Source organism: Streptomyces sp. HUAS MS02, from assembly GCF_055702265.1.
In genome coordinates this window covers 3,252,264-3,268,559 of sequence record NZ_CM146747.1, presented here as the reverse complement: position 1 = coordinate 3,268,559, position 16,296 = coordinate 3,252,264, and the positions used below count along the sequence as shown (strand labels likewise).

Here is a 16,296-nt window from a genome sequence, read left to right as displayed (position 1 = left end):
CGGCCGACCGTTCCCGTGAATGCCGCGCCCGGCACGGGCGCGAACCGGGGGCCTCGTAGGGTGGCCCCATGACGGATCTGCCCTCCTCCGGCCCTCGGCCGGGGGGACGCCCCTCCGGCGTCGCTCGCCGACTGCTCCTGGTGCACGCGCACCCGGACGACGAGTCGATCAACAACGGCGCGACCATGGCCAGGTACGCGGCCGAGGGCGCGCGCGTGACGCTGGTGACCTGCACCCTCGGCGAGGAGGGCGAGGTCATCCCGCCCGGCCTCGCCCACCTCGCGCCCGACCGCGACGACGCCCTGGGCCCGCACCGGGTGGACGAGCTGGCCGAGGCCATGAAGAAACTCGGCGTCACCGACCACCGCTTCCTCGGCGGCCCCGGCCGCTACCGCGACTCCGGGATGATGGGCGTCGAACAGAACGAACGCCCCGGCGCCTTCTGGTCGGCCGACGTCGACGAGGCCGCCGCCCACCTGGTCGAGGTCATCCGTGAGGTACGCCCCCAGGTCCTCGTCACCTACGACCCGAACGGCGGCTACGGCCACCCCGACCACATCCAGGCCCACCGCGTCGCCATGCGCGCAGCCGACCTGAGCCCCGACCCGGACTACCGCCCCGACCTGGGCGAGCCCTGGGAGATCGCCAAGGTCTACTGGAACCGGGTGCCGCGCGGGGTGCTCCTGGAGGGCTTCGGCCGGCTCGGCCGCGACCTCGCCGAGCCCGGACGGCTGCCGTTCGAGCGGGCCGCGAGCGTCACGGATGTGCCCGGAGTGGTGGACGACCACATCGTCACCACCGAGATCGACGGCGCCGGCTTCGCGGACGCGAAGGCCGCCGCGATGCGCGCCCACGCCACGCAGATCGAGGTCGCCGAGCCGTACTTCGTCCTCTCCAACCGGCTGGCCCAGCCGCTGCTGACCACCGAGTACTACGAGTTGGTGCGGGGCGGACGCGAAGGTGGCGGCCGGGAGAGCGACTTGTTCGAGGGGATCCCCGGCATTTCGCCCGAAGAGCGACAGACTTCCCCGGAACGGCAGACTTTCGAGAAACGGCAGAACGGAACGGCCCTGTGATGCGTACGCATGGGTATGACACAGCAGTGGTGCGCACGCACGGCCGCCGAGAGGAGGGCCGGCGATGACCGCGAAGAACCGGCCGACGGGCGGGCAAGGCAGCGCGCTCGCACAGCCGTTGACGTTTCCCCCGCTGGGGCGGGCCGCCGCGCACCTGGGACTCTTCGTCCTGGGAGCCGTGGTCGGGGTGGCCGGCGGGCTGCTCCAAGCGGCCTGGTTCCCCGGGGGGTTGCTGCTCGCGCTGCTGGGCGCGGCCGGCCTGTTCCTGGGCGGCGCCCGGGCGACGGGCGGCCGGGCCGGGGCCGTTGCGCCGGCCGCCGGCTGGATGATCTCCGTCGTCCTGCTGACGTCCACCCGGCCGGAGGGCGACTTCCTGTTCGGTGCGGGAGCGGGCTCGTATCTCTTCCTGCTCGGCGGCATGGCTGTGGCTGTGATGTGCGCCACCCTTGGGTGGGGGCGGCAACCGACCGGGCCCGACGCCCGACTTGGGAAGTGACGTACCACTTCGCCGCAGAGCGCCGGTGCGGGTCCCGTGTGGGTTTCCCACACGGTCGTGGGATACGCGCCGGAAGTGGCCAGTATGGTGGTGCGCGCCGCCGAGCTGCCCGCTGAGTTGAGGTCGTGACGGGCGGCGGAGCAAACCGGGAGAACCTGCCTTGAGTCGTGAAACTGACACTTCGTCCTCCGGGGCCAATGGGCGCGGCAGCACCGCGTACCCGTCGGGGACACCGCCGTACGGCACGCCCATGGCCACCGAGGCCGGTGCCGACGCGGCCCGGTCGGCCGCCGGCGAGCGGCCGGACGGACCCAGGACCGAGACCACGCTGACCACGCGGGTCCGGATCAACATCCCCGGCTCGCGCCCCATCCCGCCGGTCGTCGTCCGCAAGCCGGTCGGTGACGGCGACGTCTCGGCGGACGACACCGGGTCCGAGTCGGAGACCACCGGCACCACGGCCATGCCCGTGTTCACGGACACCCCGGCGCCCGCGCCGGAACCGGCCGCACCCGCCGACGACAAGCCCACCAGCGACTGGTTCGCGCCGCGCAAGGGCGCCACCCCCGCCAAGGGCACGAGCACCGGCGGCAGCAACGGCGCCGGGTTCTCCACCGGCTCGATCGGCGGTCCCGGCACGGGCACACCCGGCCCCGGCGCACCCGGCGGCCCCGGCACGGGCGCCCGCCCCGGCGGTCCCGGCCCGATGGCCGGCGGACCCGGTGCCCAGCCCGGCGGCCCGCGCCCCGGCACGGGCGCACGGCCCGGCGGGACGAACGGCGCCGGACTCCCGGGCGCCACCGGCGGCCAGCCGGTCGCTCCCGGCCACGGCGGCGGCACCGGCTCCTTCGACGTCTCGGCCGCGCTGGCCGGCACCAAGCCCGAGCGCGACGACCTGCCGTACTTCTCCGACAGCGGCGCCCGCCCCGGCGGCCCGGACGGCCGCTCCGGCCCGGCGGGCCCCACCGGCGGCCCCGTCACCGGCGACAGCCCGCTCGGCCCGCCGCCCGGCCAGGGCGGTCCCGGCGGCCACGGCTACCAGGGCAACCCCTTCGGCGGTCCCGACGCCGACTTCTCCGCGCCCGGCTCCTACGCCCGCCCCGGCGGCGGCATCAGCGACGACACCGCGGTCCTCACCCCGCAGCGGCCCGCCCCGGAACCGGGCACCCCGGGCTACGGCGGCTCCGGCCCGCTCGTCGACAACCCCTCCGGACACACTCTGACCAGCGGCATCCCGGTCGTGCCCCCCGGCAGCCAGGGCACGCCGTTCGGTGAGGGCGGCCCCGACGGAGCGGTGCAGCACACCCCGCCGAAGCTGCCCGACCCCGGCCCGCAGCAGAAGTCCGGCTCGGCGAAGAACACCAAGTCCGCCAAGCCGGCGAAGAAGAAGGGCCGCAGCAAGCTCGGCCTGCTCGTGGGCGGAGTGATCGTCCTCGGCGGCGGTGTCTACGGCGCGGGTCTGCTGATGAACCACTCCGACGTCCCCAAGGGCACCACCGTCCTCGGTGTCGACATCGGCGGCGGCACCCGCGACGAGGCCGTCAACAAGCTGGACGCGGCCTTCGGCAAGAGCACGAACGAGGCGCTCAAGCTCTCGGTCGACGGCGAGACCGTCTCCCTCAGGCCCGACCAGGCCGGACTCCAGTTCGACAAGCAGGCCACGGTCAGCGCCGCCGCCGTCAGTGACTACAACCCGGTCTCGGTGATCGGCGCGCTCTTCGGCCAGGAGCGGGTCGTCGAGCCCGTCATGCCCGTCGACGTGGAGAAGCTGGCGGCCGCCCTGCAACGCGCCGCAGGCAGCTCCGGCTCGGCCAGCGACGGCACCGTCAAGTACGAGGCGGGCAAGGCCGTCCCCGTGTACGGCAAGGCCGGCAAGGGCATCGACGTCGACGCATCCACCGACGCCGTCGAGGAGGCCTACCGCACCCAGGTCGAGACCGGCAAGCCCGCGACGGTGCAGCTCCCGACCACCACCAAGGAGCCGTCGGTCGACAAGGCCGAGGTCGACCGGTTCATGAAGGAGTTCGCGGAGCCGGCCATGTCGGGCATCGTGACCGTCCAGACCGACGCCGCGCACAGCGTCCCGCTGAGCCCGGAGAACTCGCTCTGGAAGTTCCTCACCGTCAAGGCCGTCGACGGCAAGCTCGTCGACTCCTACGACGAGAAGGCCCTCAAGGAGCTCTACGGCGGCGCCTTCGACGACGTCCTCATCACCCGCGGCAACGGCGAGAAGACCCCCGTCACCGTGCAGGACGTCTACGGCGCCCTCCGCCAGGCCCTGAAGAGCACGACCAACCGCACGGCCGTCATCGAGACGAACCCGAGCTAGCGGCACGACGAGGACGAGGGGGCACCCGGGACATCCCGGGTGCCCCCTCGTCACGGCTGCGGGTATGACGGTGGTTGTAGCCGCCGACGGGCTGCGGAGAGGCCAGGGGCGCGGGGAACTGCGCGACCGGCCACGACGAACCCGCACCCGCCGGCCAGGAGGCGCCCAAGGCGAACAGGCGCCCAAGGCGAGGACGCGCCCCACGGCGAAGAGGCGCCCCACGGCGAAGACGCGCTCCACAGCGAAGAGGCGCCCCACGGCGAAAAGGCGTCCCACGGCGAAGACGCGACCCACGGCGAATACGCACCCTCGAACCGCCGTCGCCCCACAGGCACTCTCAGTTCAGCCGAGCCCGAGCCGCCTCCGCCTGCCTCCGCATCTTCTCCGCGGCCCCGGCATCCACCCCGGCCACCACCTCGGCGTACTCCTCCAACGCGGCAGCGCCCCGCACGAACTCCCCACGCTGCACCAGCAACCGCGCCCACTCGTACCGCAACCGCCCCGGATGCGAGGGCATCGCCAATGACAGCTCCAGCGCCCACAACGCCACATCCGTCCGCTCGGGCCGCGCCGCCGCCCACGCCCGCACGTTGTTGAGGACCCGCACCACCACGTCCAGCGGATCGGCGGGGCTCAGCATCGCGGGGTCCAGCGGAGCCCCCGTCGCCCCGGCCACCAGCAACTCCGCGTCGCTCCCGCTCAGCACCCGCCCCCCGTCGAAAGGATCGGCGAGCACCTGCTCCTCCTGCGGCCCGAACCCCACCACGAAGTGCCCCGGCAGCGCGACCCCGTACACGGGCGCACCCGCCCGCCGGGCCACCTCCATCCACACCACGGACAACAGGATCGGCAACCCCCGTCGCCGTTCGAGCACCTGGTGCAGCAGCGAGGACTCCAGCCGCTGGTAGTCCCCGGCGGAACCATGGAACCCACACTGCTCGCCGAGCAGTTCGGCCGCCGCGACCGCCCACGCACGAGGCGCGCCCGGCCGGTACGGCATCAGCCCGGCCAGCCGGTCGAGCTCGATCTCGGCGGCGTCGACGCCCGCGTCGTCGAGTGTCCCGTCGCCCGCGGCGCCCACCAGCAGACACAGCAGGGCCAGATCGGGCCGCTCGGCCCGCGCCTCCTCCGCGAACCGCCGCCGCACCTCGGCCGCCCGCTCCGGCTCCGGGGGAAAGGGCGCCGGCACGGCCGGGTGATGCCCGCTCACGACGATCCCCCCGGAGCGAAACCGGAGCCAGAGCCTGCACCGGAGTCAGAGCCTGCACCGGAGTCAGAGCCTGCACCGGAGTCAGAGCCTGCACCGGAGCCGGAGCCGGAGCCGGAGCCAGAGCCCGCACCGGAGCCGCCGCCCCCGCCGCTGTCGGCCCCCTCCGGCTCCCGGTAGTGGTGATACGAGTGATGCGCCGCGAACCCCATCCCCCCGTACAGTGCCCGCGCCCCCACGTTGTCCGTCTCCACCTGGAGCCACCCGGCCGAGGCGCCCTCGTCCAGCGCCCGCCGGGCCAGCGCGGCCATCACGGTCGTGGCGAGCCCCCGCCGCCGCTGGGCGGGATCGACCTCGACGGCCGCGAAACCGGCCCACCGCCCGTCCACGACACACCGCCCGATGGCGGCCGGCCCCGCGCCCCCGGCGCCCGGCACGGTCGCGAACCACACCGACGGCCCACTCCCGAGCACCTTCAGCGCGACCTCGCCGAGCCCCTTGCGCTGGTAGCGGCCGAGCCACGCCTCGTCCGCCGTGCGGGCCAGCTCGACCCCGGCCCACTCCCGGTCCGCGACCGGCGCGAGCGCGCCGATCCACAGCTCGGCGCTCACCTCACGGACCCAGCCGCGGTCCGCCACCTCCGCGCACAGCAGCTCCTGCGTGCCCTCGGCACCCGTGGCCAGCTGTATGAAGGCGGGCAGCCCGCGGGCCGCGTACCAGCCGCGTACGGCCGTCAGGGCGTCGTCCAGGGGCATTCCGGGGTCGCCCGTCGGCAGCACGGAGTTGGCGCGCCGGGTGAAGCCGGAGGCGGCCCGCAGCTCCCAGTCGCCGAGCCGCTCCCGTTCGACCGGCTGCCAGGCCCGCGCGGAGACCCGCGCCAGCTCCTCGTACGTGGCGGCGGGCCCGCGTCGGCGGGCCGGGGCGGCGGGCACGACCTTCCCCGCGACCAGCGACGACTCCTCGATCCGTACCCGCTCCCCGTTCCGGCGGGTGATCAACAGGACGCCGTCGTCCCATGATGTGAGAACACCAACCGTGTCGGTGAATTTCCCAGCCCCGGCGCCAGCGTCGTCGAGGCACCGCACCGACACGCGTTTGCCCACGTCAGCAGCGGAGACACGGATCTCGAGTCGTCCACCGGCAGAGATTTCCACAGGTCTGTCCACCCCTCCTGTTCGGATCATGCCCAGGAACGGAGATACTAGGTGCGGGCATCGACGACGCCGCGCTCCCGCGCGCCAGGCGGCGGAGCCTGAGGAGGCCCGCCAGCGCCCTATCGAGGAGGAACGACAGCGTGACCTACGTCATCGCGCAGCCTTGTGTCGACGTCAAGGACAAGGCGTGCATCGAGGAGTGCCCGGTCGACTGCATCTACGAGGGTCAGCGGTCCCTCTACATCCACCCGGATGAATGCGTCGACTGCGGTGCCTGCGAGCCGGTGTGCCCGGTCGAGGCGATCTTCTACGAGGACGACACCCCGGAGGAGTGGAAGGACTACTACAAGGCGAACGTCGAGTTCTTCGACGAGCTCGGCTCGCCCGGTGGTGCCAGCAAGCTCGGTCTGATCGAGCGTGACCACCCCTTCGTCGCCGCACTCCCGCCGCAGGCCTGAGAGCGACGCCGCGGGCCCGGGGGTGACGCCCCCGCGGTCCGCATCCGCGCCGCCCCGGTCCCGTACGGCCCGATCACCACGATCGCCGTACGGGACCGAGGCGTTCGCCACGAGAAAGTGAGCCAGAACCCGTGTCCGCAGTCAGCGACCGCCTTCCCACGTTCCCCTGGGACAAGCTGGAGCCGTACAAGGCGACGGCCGCCGCGCACCCCGGTGGCATCGTCGACCTCTCCGTCGGCACCCCGGTCGACCCGGTCCCCGACCTGATCCAGAAGGCACTGGTCGCCGCGGCGGACTCGCCGGGCTACCCCACCGTCTGGGGCACCGTCGAACTGCGCGACGCGATCACGGGCTGGCTGGAGCGCCGTCTCGGCGCCCGCGACGTCACCCACCGCCACGTCCTGCCGATCGTCGGCTCCAAGGAACTGGTGGCGTGGCTCCCCACCCAGCTGGGCCTCGGCCCAGGCGACCGGGTCGCGTACCCGCGCCTGGCCTACCCGACGTACGAGGTGGGCGCCCGTCTCGCCCGCGCGGACCACGAGGCCTACGACGATCCGACGACCCTGGACCCGGCCGGCCTGAAGCTCCTCTGGCTGAACTCGCCGTCCAATCCCACGGGCAGGGTCCTCGACAAGGACGAGCTCACCCGGATCGTGGCGTGGGCCCGCTCGCACGGCATCCTGATCTTCTCCGACGAGTGCTACCTGGAGCTGGGCTGGGACGCCGACCCGGTCTCCGTGCTCCACCCGGACGTCAACGGTGGCTCGTACGAGGGCATCGTCGCCGTCCACTCCCTCTCCAAGCGCTCCAACCTGGCGGGCTACCGCGCGGCCTTCCTCGCCGGTGACCCGGACGTCCTCGGCCCGCTCCTGCAGATCCGCAAGCACGGCGGCATGATGACCGCGGCCCCCACCCAGGCCGCCGTGGTCGCGGCCCTCGGGGACGACGCGCACGTCCAGGAGCAGCGCGCCCGCTACGCGGCCCGCCGCACGGCCCTGCGCGACGCCCTCGTCGCCCACGGCTTCCGCATCGAACACAGCGAGGCCAGCCTCTACCTGTGGGCCACCCGGGACGAGTCCTGCTGGACCACGGTCGCGAACCTCGCCGACCTCGGCATCCTCGTGGCCCCCGGCGACTTCTACGGCCCGGCCGGCGACCACCACGTCCGCGTGGCCTTCACGGCGACGGACGAGCGGGTGGCGGCGGCGGTGGAACGCCTGACCAAGGCGTAGGACACTCCACGTCGGACACACCACGTAGGACACTCCACGTCGGACACACCACGTCGAAGGGGCCCGGGGGAACTCCCCGGGCCCCTTCGACGTGCGGCAGGTCGGCGTACGGCAGGTCAGCCGAGCGGGCTCTTGGCCGGCAGCTGCCCCGTGGGCAGCCCGCTCTTCGTCGCCGTCTTGGTGGTGTCACCCAGTACGGTGCCGGCGGACCCCGCGGCCTCCCCGGCGGCCTTCTGCGCGACGGGCGTCGTCGTCTTGACGGTCTTCCCGCCGGTCTTGCTCACGGTCGGCAGGGTCTGCTTGGACGCCTTGGTGCCGGCGTCGCTCGCGACCCCGGTGACGTTCTGCGTCGCGCCGTCCACGGTGCTGCCCGCGTTCGCCCCGTCCACGGCGGACAGGCCGCCGAGGTTCGGGGTGGCCGGGAGTTCGGGCGCCGCGCTCGCGGAGCCGGCCGCACCGACCACGGAGGCCGCTCCCGCTGCGGTCAGCAGCGCGGCACGGGCGATCCGGCGGGTCAAGGGGAGGGACATGGTGCTCCTTTGACGGAAGAGAACGTTGAAGTGTCCGACCGCGCCCGGGAGTTGACCGTTCCGGGCTCGGACGCAGTGACTACCGCTCGAAGTCCCCGAAGGTTGCGGCGTCCCGACGTAAAGAAATGGCAATGCGTCGCATGATCAAATGGGGATCCAGTCGGACAAACGCCACCCGTGCCGACCGTCTGCTGAATCCTTACGGCCCTGTGTTCCCAACGCATTCCGCGCACCAGGGGTGAGCAGGAGAAATCCCACGCACCCCGTCCACCCGACGCACCGCGCCTACCCCGCACGGGTGAGCCGTGCGGCCTACTGTCCAGTGACGATTCGGACCTCGGTGGTGGAGCCCACCGTGCCGCCCGCCGCGCCCCGGGCCTTGCGCCACGCCCCGGCCCGACCCTCTGCGACCCACTCGCGCCCCGCGTAGGAGACGCGCTCGACCCCGAGCCGGGAGGAGTTGGCCACGGCCCAGTGCGCCAGCTCCCAGCCGCGCTGCCGGGCCCGGTCGGTCTTCCCGGCGGTTCCGGCGTTCCCCGCGTCCGTGAGGGGGATGGTCACGGTCCCGGCGGCGGGGGAGGCGCTCGGACTCGGTGCCGTGCTCGCCTCGGCCGAGGCGCCGCCCTCGGACCTCACCACCGCCGCGGCCGACTCGAACGACTCGTCCCCGAAGTCCCGGGCGAGCGCGCTGCGCACGGCGTCCGGGCCGCCCGTGTAGGCGGTGCCGGTGCCGGTCGTGTCCCGGCGCCCCTCGCAGGTCAGCGTGGCCGCCGACCGCCCGGTCAGCGCGGCGGCGAGCAGTGCGGCGTCGGGCTCGTGCTTGGCGTACGCCTCCGGGTAGCCGCTGCGCTGCACACGCTGGGCGGCCACGGTCAGCGGCAGCCGCTCGTAGTCGTCGACCTTGACGAGGTGCTCGTAGAACTCACCCGCCGCGTACACCGGGTCCTGGATCTGCTGCTCGGTGCCCCAGCCCTGCGACGGGCGCTGCTGGAACAGGCCGAGCGAGTCCCGGTCGCCGTGCGCGATGTTGCGCAGACTCGACTCCTGCAGCGCGGTCGCCAGCGCGATCGTCACGGCCCGCTCGGGCAGCTCGCGCGAGGTGCCGACCGCCGAGATCGTCGCGGCGTTGGCCGCCTGCTCGGGCGTGAACTCGTACCGCGCCCCGTCGTCCGTCCCGGACACGACCACGCACCGGGGGGTCCCGTTTCCCCCGGTCAGATACTGCACGGTGAGATACGCCCCGATCGCGGTGAGCACGACGAAGGCCGCCATGAACTGCAGCACGCGGCGGCCGCGACGGCGGGGGCGGCGGGGACCTGGGGGGAAGGGGTACGGCTCCGACACGCGGTCCAAGGTACTGGACGGTAATGGCACTCGTGCAGGAGTTGTGAACAGTGATGTGAACAGGGGTGCGGAAGTGACCGGATCCGCGTGCCGGGCGGCCCGGCTCCATGCGTCCGGCGGCCCGGATCCGGAGGCGCGTTAGGGTCGGGGACATGGCCGAGACCCCGATTGACCTCACGCTGGACGCCGCGCGGCTGACCGCGCAGCTCGTCGACTTCCCCTCCGAGAGCGGCACCGAGAAGCCCCTCGCGGACGCGATCGAGACCGCCCTGCGCGCCCTGCCGCACCTCACGGTCGACCGGTACGGCAACAACGTCGTCGCCCGTACGAACCTGGGCCGCGCCGAGCGCGTGATCCTGGCCGGCCACATCGACACCGTGCCCATCGCGGACAACGTCCCCTCCCGCCTCGACGAGGACGGCGTCCTGTGGGGCTGCGGCACCTGCGACATGAAGTCCGGCGTCGCGGTCCAGCTGCGCATCGCGGCCACGGTCCCGGCGCCCAACCGCGACCTGACGTTCGTCTTCTACGACAACGAGGAGGTCGCCGCGGACCTCAACGGCCTGAAGCACGTCTCCGAGGCCCACCCCGAGTGGCTGGCGGGGGATTTCGCGGTCCTCCTGGAGCCCACCGACGGCGAGGTCGAGGGCGGCTGCCAGGGCACCCTGCGGGTCCTGCTGACGACCAAGGGTGAGCGGGCCCACTCCGCCCGCGGCTGGATGGGCTCCAACGCCATCCACGCCGCCGCCCCGATCCTGGCGAGGCTCGCGGCGTACGAGCCCCGCTACCCGGTGATCGACGGCCTGGAGTACCGCGAGGGCCTCAACGCGGTCCGCATCTCCGGCGGCGTCGCCGGCAACGTCATCCCCGACGCGTGCGTGGTCGCCGTCAACTTCCGCTACGCGCCGGACCGTACGGAGGCGGAGGCCATCGCCCACGTACGCGAGGTCTTCGCCGACTGCGGGGTCGAGGAGTTCACCGTCGACGACCACAGCCCCGGCGCGCTGCCCGGCCTGTCCCACCCGGCGGCCGCGGCGTTCATCGAGGCCGTCGGCGGCACCGCCCAGCCCAAGTACGGCTGGACCGACGTCTCCCGCTTCAGTGCCCTCGGCGTCCCGGCCGTCAACTACGGCCCCGGCAACCCGCACTTGGCGCACCGGCGGGACGAGCGCGTCGAGACGGCGAAGATCCTGACCGGCGAGGAGCGCCTGAGGTCCTGGCTGACGGCGTGACCTGTCCGGCGCGGCGGATCGCGTGGCGGACACGCTGACGTCCCCCGTCCGTAACCCGTATGGATCTACGCTGAGGTGAACCACCAGCACGGCGGAGGGAGCGGACATGGCGACCGGCAACCCCGAGGGCAAGAAGCAGCCACCCGAGGAGCAGCGGCTGGGACCGGTGCTGCGCAGGCGAGGCCAGGTTCAGGCGAGCACGACGGACCAGCGGCTGCTGGACGCGGGCGGCCCCTCGGACTGGGTCCACACGGATCCCTGGCGGGTCCTGCGCATCCAGTCCGAGTTCATCGAGGGCTTCGGCACGCTCGCCGAACTCCCGCCCGCGATCAGTGTCTTCGGCTCCGCCCGCACGCCCACCGACTCCCCGGAGTACGAGGCGGGCGTCCGGCTCGGCCGGGGCCTGGTGGAGGCCGGCTTCGCCGTCATCACCGGCGGCGGCCCGGGCGCGATGGAGGCGGCCAACAAGGGTGCCCTCGAAGCGGGCGGCACCTCCGTCGGCCTCGGCATCGAGCTCCCCTTCGAACAGGGCCTCAACCCGTACGTCGACATCGGCCTCAACTTCCGCTACTTCTTCGTCCGGAAGATGATGTTCGTCAAGTACGCCCAGGGCTTCGTGGTCCTCCCCGGCGGCCTCGGCACCCTCGACGAACTCTTCGAGGCCCTCACCCTCGTCCAGACCCAGAAGGTCACCCGCTTCCCCATCGTCCTCTTCGGCGAGTCCTACTGGAGCGGCCTGGTCGACTGGCTGACCAACACCCTCATCGCCCAGGGCAAGGCAGCGGCAAAGGACCTGACCCTCTTCCACGTGACGGACGACGTGGACGAGGCGGTGGCCCTGGTCTCGAAGGAGGCGGGACACCCCTAGGGGACGCGGGGAACCGCGCGCATAAGGGGCGCGGGGAACCGCGCGAACGGGGTCCGGGGCGGAGCCCCGAATCCCTGACGGGGGGGGCGAAGGGGGAGCGCAGCCCCCTGAAGGACGACGGGACGGGTAGGGGCGGCGGGGGCGAAAAAGATCTAGGCCAGCCCCCGCCGCGCAACGGCGGGCTCCCGCCACCCGGCGATCGCCCCCACCATCTCCACCACCTGCCGGGTCTCAGCCACCTCATGCACCCGATACACCTGAGCCCCCAACCAGGCCGACACGGCCGTGGTCGCCAACGTCCCCACCACCCGCTCCTTCACCGGCTTGTCCAACGTCTCCCCCACGAAGTCCTTGTTGGACAGCGACACCAACACCGGCCACCCCGTGGCGACCATCTCCCCCAACCGCCGAGTCGCCTCCAGACTGTGCCGCGTGTTCTTCCCGAAGTCGTGCCCCGGATCGATCAGCACGGACTCCCGGGGCACCCCCGACGCCACCGCCCGCTCCGCCAGCCCCACGGTCACCCGCAACACGTCGGCCATCACGTCGTCGTACTCGACCCGGTGCGGCCGGGTACGCGGCTGAGACCCACCCGCGTGCGTACACACCAGCCCCACCCGATACCGCGCCGCGACCTCCGCGAGCCGGGGATCGACCCCGCCCCACGCGTCGTTGAGCAGATCCGCCCCGGCCTCGCACACGGCCTCACCGACCTCGTGCCGCCAGGTGTCGACGCTGATGATCACGTCGGGGAACCGCCGCCGCACCTCCGCGACGAACCCCACGGTCCGCCGTGCCTCCTCCGCCGCGGTCACTTCCTCCCCGGGCCCGGCCTTCACCCCGCCGACGTCGATGATGGCCGCGCCGTCGGCGACCGCCTGCTCCACGCGCGCGAGCGCCGGCTCGTCGCGGAAGGTGGCCCCCTGGTCGTAGAAGGAGTCCGGCGTCCGGTTCACGATCGCCATGATCACCGGCTCGTGCGGGCCGAATTCCCGCTTGCCCAGCCTGAGCATCCGCTGTGACCTCTCCCAGTACGTCCCGTCGATCGCCGGCCTTGACCGGCCGCCTGCGACCCTAACTGTCAGACTCGCATGGCACGATCGGAGCCGAACACACTCGAGGGGACCCAGCGATGTTCATGTTCTTGTTCCTGGTCGTCGCGCTGGCCGTCGTGGTCGCCGCGGTGACGCTCGCCGTGGTCGGCGGCGGCGACAACGCGGTGCTGCCGGAGGCCGAGGGCGAGCGGCTCCAGGACCCGCTGCCGGCGGGCCGCCCGGTCAACCGCGCCGACGTCGAGGCGCTCCGCTTCCCGGTCGCCGTCCGCGGCTACCGCATGGTGGACGTGGACGACGCCCTCGGCCGCCTCAGCGCCGAGATCGCCGAGCGGGACGCCCGGATCGCCGACCTGGAGTCCGCGCTCGCGGGCGCCCGCGCGGCGACCGCGACCTCGCTGCACAAGCCGGAGGAGGGCGACCACCGGTGAGCGACGGCACCGCCCTGCCCGGCTCCGACGGCGCCCCGCGCTGCCCCTGGGCCCTGTCCACCGAGGACTACGTCGCGTACCACGACCAGGAGTGGGGCCGCCCGGTCCACGGCGACGACGCGCTGTACGAGCGGCTCTGCCTGGAGGCATTCCAGTCCGGCCTCTCCTGGATCACCATCCTGCGCCGCCGCGAGGGCTTCCGTTCCGCCTTCGCCGACTTCAAGATCGCCTCGGTCGCCCTGTTCACCGAGGCCGACCAGGAGCGGCTCCTCGCCGACCCCGGGATCATCCGCAACCGCGCCAAGATCGAGGCGACGATCGCCAACGCCCGCGAGCTGTCCACCTGGACCTCCGGCGAGCTGGACGAGTTGATCTGGTCCCACGCCCCGGACCCGGCGACGCGCCCGGCGCCGCGCACCCTCGCGGACGTCCCGGCGGTCACCCCCGAGTCCACGGCCCTGTCCAAGTCCCTGAAGAAACGAGGCATCCGCTTCGTGGGCCCGACGACGGCATACGCCCTGATGCAGGCGTGCGGCCTGGTGAACGACCACCTGGAGACATGCGTGGCGAGGAGCGCGCCCCTTCAGGGAGGCAGGCTGTACTGAACGATCACCGACCCAAGTACTTGGGCTCTTCCTTGTCGACGAAGGCCCGCACGGCGATCCGGTGGTCCTCCGAGGCCCCGGCCCGAGTCTGGAGCTCGTCCTCCTTCTCCAGCGTCTCGGCCAGCGAGTGGCTGAACCCGTACGCCACCGCCTCCTTGATCGCCGCGTACGCCACGGTCGGCCCCCCGGCCAGCATCCGCGCCACCTCCTCGGCGGCGGCGTGCAGCGAGGCCGCCGGAACGATCCGGTTCGCGATCCCCAGCTCGTACGCCTCCTGCGCCTTGATGCTGCGCGGGAACAGCAGCAGATCGGCGGCACGGCCCGGGCCGATCACCCGCGGCAGGGTCCACGACACCCCGGAGTCGGCCGTGAGCGCCACCCCGGCGAAGGACGTGTTGAACGAGGCCGTGTCGGCGACCACCCGGTAGTCCGCCGCGAGCGCGAAACCCAGACCGGCCCCGGCCGCGACACCGTTCACCCCGGCCACCACGGGCTTCGCCATGCTCGTGAGCGCCTTCACCACGGGGTTGTAGTGCTCCTTGACCGTGCTCATGACGTTCCCCGAGCCCTCGACCAGGAGCCCGATGTGCTCCTTGAGGTCCTGGCCCACGCAGAACGCCCGCTCTCCGGCGGCCGTCAGCAGCACCGCCCGCACCGCATCGTCCCCGGCGGCCTCCTCCACGGCCTCCCGCAGCGCGACCTTCGTCGCGATGTTCAGCGCGTTCATCGCCTCGGGGCGGTTCAGCGTGATCTTCGCGAGTCCGTCGTGCACCTCGTAGAGCACGGTGTCGGCCATGGTGTTTCCCCTCCGGTGTCGCGGCAGGTGACGTACTGGTCGGTACGCCCTCGTCACAGCACAGCATGGCGGAGTTCACGGGCGGTGGCCGGGCCCGGACGTGTGACCTGCGTCAAAGAATCACCAATGGGCGAGTGCCCACCCGGGACCGTGGGGTGGCGCAGTATCGCAGTCACACCGCCGAATTGGGTGGTTTTGCTCGCGCGCGTTGCCCAAGCGATGCCGACCGATGTTGGTCATCGGGTCATGAGATGCGGGATAATGGCCTGGAAGCAATGTGTTCGATGCCGGTGTCGCGTGTCCCCAGGTGGGCCCGCGCCTGCCCTCCCGGGCCGTCGGCTTGGCGATGAGCTGGTTTCAGGAAGGGGTACGAGCATGGCGGCCATGAAGCCGCGGACGGGCGATGGCCCGCTCGAGGTGACCAAGGAGGGGCGGGGCATCGTCATGCGCGTTCCGCTCGAAGGCGGCGGTCGGCTCGTCGTCGAGCTGACCCCGGACGAGGCCGACGCCCTCGGTGATGCCCTCAAGAAGGTCGTCGGCTGACGCGCGTAGCGACCATACCCTTTCAGTCGCCCCGGCACCGCCACTCGGCGGTGCCGGGGCGCTGTCGTACCGGGGGGAGTGCTCGGGGGGCCGGCCGGGGCGTGGGGAGCCGCTCAGCGCTTGACCGCGCACAGCAGGCCGTCGCCCACCGGGAGCAGGGACGGCACGAGTTCGGAACTCTCCCGGACCGTGCGCAACAGCTCCCGCAGGCGTATGACCTCGGTGGGCTGAGGATTGGAGTCCACCGTCCGGCCACTGGCGAAGACACCCTCGAACGCCACCAGGCCACCGGGCCTGAGCAGACGCAACGATTCAGCGAGGTAGTCGAGACTCTCCAGCCGGTCGCCGTCGCAGAAGACCAGGTCGTACCCGGAGTCCGCGAGCCGGGGCAGCACGTCCAGGGCGTGCCCCGGGATGAAGCGCGCGCGGTTGCTGGCGAAGCCGGACGCGCGGAACGCCTGCCGGGCGAACTGCTGGTGCTCCGGCTCCGGATCCACCGTGGTCAACACCCCGTCGGGCCGCATGCCGTGCAGCAGGTGGATCCCGGAGACACCGGTCCCGGTCCCGATCTCCGCCACGGCCTTCGCGTCCACGGTGGCGGCGAGCACCCGCAGCGCGGCGCCCGTGCCGGGCGACACCGAGCGCAGCCCTGCCTCCCGGGCCCGTTCCCGGGCCCAGCGCAGCGCGTCGTCCTCGGCGACAAAGGCGTCGGCGAACGCCCAGCTCGTCAGCCGGTTGCCGGTAATGACCCTCTCCTTATGTCCCCGTGGTTGCCTGGGCGTGACTGTATCCGTTGCCGTCGGGAACCTGCTGATGGGACCGGTCGTTTAAAGGGATGAGTGAGTGACGGGGGCCGCGACGGGGGCACGGGATGGATCGATCCGACGAGCAGGGCCGCGTATCGACGCGACTGCTGACCAAGCCCGACGGGCCGCGTCAGTCG

General features: G+C 72.7%; 16 protein-coding genes and 1 pseudogene. 10 read left to right on the top strand and 7 right to left on the bottom strand.

The annotated features are described in order from the left end of the window. The first annotated feature begins 68 nt into the window (after positions 1-68). From mshB to ACZ9QC_RS13825, 3 genes are all read left to right on the top strand, one after another. Complete coding sequence (gene mshB, locus ACZ9QC_RS13835; protein ID WP_472920413.1) at positions 69-1,076, top strand: N-acetyl-1-D-myo-inositol-2-amino-2-deoxy-alpha-D-glucopyranoside deacetylase; 1,008 nt, start codon at positions 69-71, stop codon at positions 1,074-1,076. 64 nt (positions 1,077-1,140) lie between these two features. Beyond that, on the top strand, positions 1,141-1,572 hold the full coding sequence (locus ACZ9QC_RS13830) for a DUF6113 family protein (RefSeq protein ID WP_472920412.1): 432 nt from the start codon (positions 1,141-1,143) through the stop codon (positions 1,570-1,572). A 160-nt stretch (positions 1,573-1,732) separates the two neighbouring features. Continuing rightward, complete coding sequence (locus tag ACZ9QC_RS13825; RefSeq protein WP_472920411.1) at positions 1,733-3,901, top strand: hypothetical protein; 2,169 nt, start codon at positions 1,733-1,735, stop codon at positions 3,899-3,901. A 337-nt stretch (positions 3,902-4,238) separates the two neighbouring features. Here ACZ9QC_RS13825 and ACZ9QC_RS13820 read toward each other — a convergent pair whose 3' ends face one another. Both ACZ9QC_RS13820 and ACZ9QC_RS13815 read right to left on the bottom strand, forming a co-directional pair. Next, on the bottom strand, positions 4,239-5,111 hold the full coding sequence (locus ACZ9QC_RS13820) for a transglutaminase family protein (RefSeq protein WP_472920410.1): 873 nt from the start codon (positions 5,109-5,111) through the stop codon (positions 4,239-4,241). Between the two features lie 161 nt (positions 5,112-5,272). Further along, positions 5,273-6,262: pseudogene (locus tag ACZ9QC_RS13815) on the bottom strand (GNAT family N-acetyltransferase); the annotation flags it as partial. Positions 6,263-6,402: 140 nt separating this feature from the next. Between ACZ9QC_RS13815 and fdxA the strand changes: the two are divergent. Then, positions 6,403-6,720 (top strand): ferredoxin, encoded by a 318-nt coding sequence (gene fdxA / locus ACZ9QC_RS13810; RefSeq protein WP_005480604.1) that lies wholly within the window; start codon positions 6,403-6,405, stop codon positions 6,718-6,720. A 131-nt stretch (positions 6,721-6,851) separates the two neighbouring features. After that, positions 6,852-7,952: a bifunctional succinyldiaminopimelate transaminase/glutamate-prephenate aminotransferase gene (locus ACZ9QC_RS13805; protein WP_472920409.1), complete on the top strand. Its 1,101-nt coding sequence runs from the start codon at positions 6,852-6,854 to the stop codon at positions 7,950-7,952. A gap of 116 nt (positions 7,953-8,068) precedes the next feature. On the opposite strand, the gene ACZ9QC_RS13800 is transcribed toward ACZ9QC_RS13805, so the two are convergent. Beyond that, on the bottom strand, positions 8,069-8,482 hold the full coding sequence (locus ACZ9QC_RS13800) for an ATP-binding protein (protein WP_472920408.1): 414 nt from the start codon (positions 8,480-8,482) through the stop codon (positions 8,069-8,071). 312 nt (positions 8,483-8,794) lie between these two features. Further along, entirely contained in the window at positions 8,795-9,826 is a 1,032-nt protein-coding gene (locus ACZ9QC_RS13795) for a heavy metal transporter (protein ID WP_472920407.1), read from the bottom strand. A gap of 152 nt (positions 9,827-9,978) precedes the next feature. On the opposite strand from ACZ9QC_RS13795, the gene dapE reads away from it, so the two are divergent. Both dapE and ACZ9QC_RS13785 read left to right on the top strand, forming a co-directional pair. Next, positions 9,979-11,058, top strand: coding sequence for a succinyl-diaminopimelate desuccinylase (dapE, locus tag ACZ9QC_RS13790; protein ID WP_472920406.1), 1,080 nt, complete (start codon positions 9,979-9,981; stop codon positions 11,056-11,058). A gap of 106 nt (positions 11,059-11,164) precedes the next feature. Further along, the gene (locus ACZ9QC_RS13785) at positions 11,165-11,926 is read left to right on the top strand and encodes an LOG family protein (protein ID WP_472920405.1); all 762 of its coding nucleotides are present in this window, start codon (positions 11,165-11,167) and stop codon (positions 11,924-11,926) included. A 152-nt stretch (positions 11,927-12,078) separates the two neighbouring features. Here ACZ9QC_RS13785 and folP read toward each other — a convergent pair whose 3' ends face one another. Then, on the bottom strand, positions 12,079-12,939 hold the full coding sequence (folP, locus tag ACZ9QC_RS13780; RefSeq protein ID WP_472920404.1) for a dihydropteroate synthase: 861 nt from the start codon (positions 12,937-12,939) through the stop codon (positions 12,079-12,081). A 119-nt stretch (positions 12,940-13,058) separates the two neighbouring features. Between folP and ACZ9QC_RS13775 the strand changes: the two genes are divergently transcribed. Next, entirely contained in the window at positions 13,059-13,409 is a 351-nt protein-coding gene (locus ACZ9QC_RS13775; RefSeq protein WP_472920403.1) for a DivIVA domain-containing protein, read from the top strand. Next, positions 13,406-14,014, top strand: a complete 609-nt coding sequence (locus ACZ9QC_RS13770; RefSeq protein ID WP_472920402.1) for a DNA-3-methyladenine glycosylase I — start codon at positions 13,406-13,408, stop codon at positions 14,012-14,014. Before ACZ9QC_RS13775 ends, ACZ9QC_RS13770 begins: the two co-directional genes overlap by 4 nt. A 4-nt stretch (positions 14,015-14,018) precedes the next feature. Here the strand turns inward: ACZ9QC_RS13770 and chcB are convergent, their stop codons facing one another. Beyond that, on the bottom strand, positions 14,019-14,810 hold the full coding sequence (gene chcB / locus ACZ9QC_RS13765; protein ID WP_472920401.1) for a 2-cyclohexenylcarbonyl CoA isomerase: 792 nt from the start codon (positions 14,808-14,810) through the stop codon (positions 14,019-14,021). 375 nt (positions 14,811-15,185) lie between these two features. Here chcB and ACZ9QC_RS13760 point away from each other — a divergent pair, with 375 nt between their 5' ends. Next, entirely contained in the window at positions 15,186-15,353 is a 168-nt protein-coding gene (locus ACZ9QC_RS13760) for a DUF3117 domain-containing protein (RefSeq protein ID WP_003966491.1), read from the top strand. Between the two features lie 113 nt (positions 15,354-15,466). Here ACZ9QC_RS13760 and ACZ9QC_RS13755 read toward each other — a convergent pair whose 3' ends face one another. After that, complete coding sequence (locus ACZ9QC_RS13755) at positions 15,467-16,168, bottom strand: O-methyltransferase (RefSeq protein WP_308010964.1); 702 nt, start codon at positions 16,166-16,168, stop codon at positions 15,467-15,469. Positions 16,169-16,296: the final 128 nt, after the last annotated feature.

Excerpts from the sequence above, each read along its gene's own strand:
- mshB (WP_472920413.1), top strand. The coding sequence starts at position 69 with ATGACGGATCTGCCCTCCTCCGGCCCTCGGCCGGGGGGACGCCCCTCC.
- ACZ9QC_RS13830 (WP_472920412.1), top strand. The coding sequence starts at position 1,141 with ATGACCGCGAAGAACCGGCCGACGGGCGGGCAAGGCAGCGCGCTCGCA.
- ACZ9QC_RS13800 (WP_472920408.1), bottom strand. The coding sequence starts at position 8,482 with ATGTCCCTCCCCTTGACCCGCCGGATCGCCCGTGCCGCGCTGCTGACC.
- dapE (WP_472920406.1), top strand. The coding sequence starts at position 9,979 with ATGGCCGAGACCCCGATTGACCTCACGCTGGACGCCGCGCGGCTGACC.
- ACZ9QC_RS13785 (WP_472920405.1), top strand. The coding sequence starts at position 11,165 with ATGGCGACCGGCAACCCCGAGGGCAAGAAGCAGCCACCCGAGGAGCAG.
- folP (WP_472920404.1), bottom strand. The coding sequence starts at position 12,939 with ATGCTCAGGCTGGGCAAGCGGGAATTCGGCCCGCACGAGCCGGTGATC.
- ACZ9QC_RS13775 (WP_472920403.1), top strand. The coding sequence starts at position 13,059 with ATGTTCATGTTCTTGTTCCTGGTCGTCGCGCTGGCCGTCGTGGTCGCC.
- chcB (WP_472920401.1), bottom strand. The coding sequence starts at position 14,810 with ATGGCCGACACCGTGCTCTACGAGGTGCACGACGGACTCGCGAAGATC.
- ACZ9QC_RS13760 (WP_003966491.1), top strand. The coding sequence starts at position 15,186 with ATGGCGGCCATGAAGCCGCGGACGGGCGATGGCCCGCTCGAGGTGACC.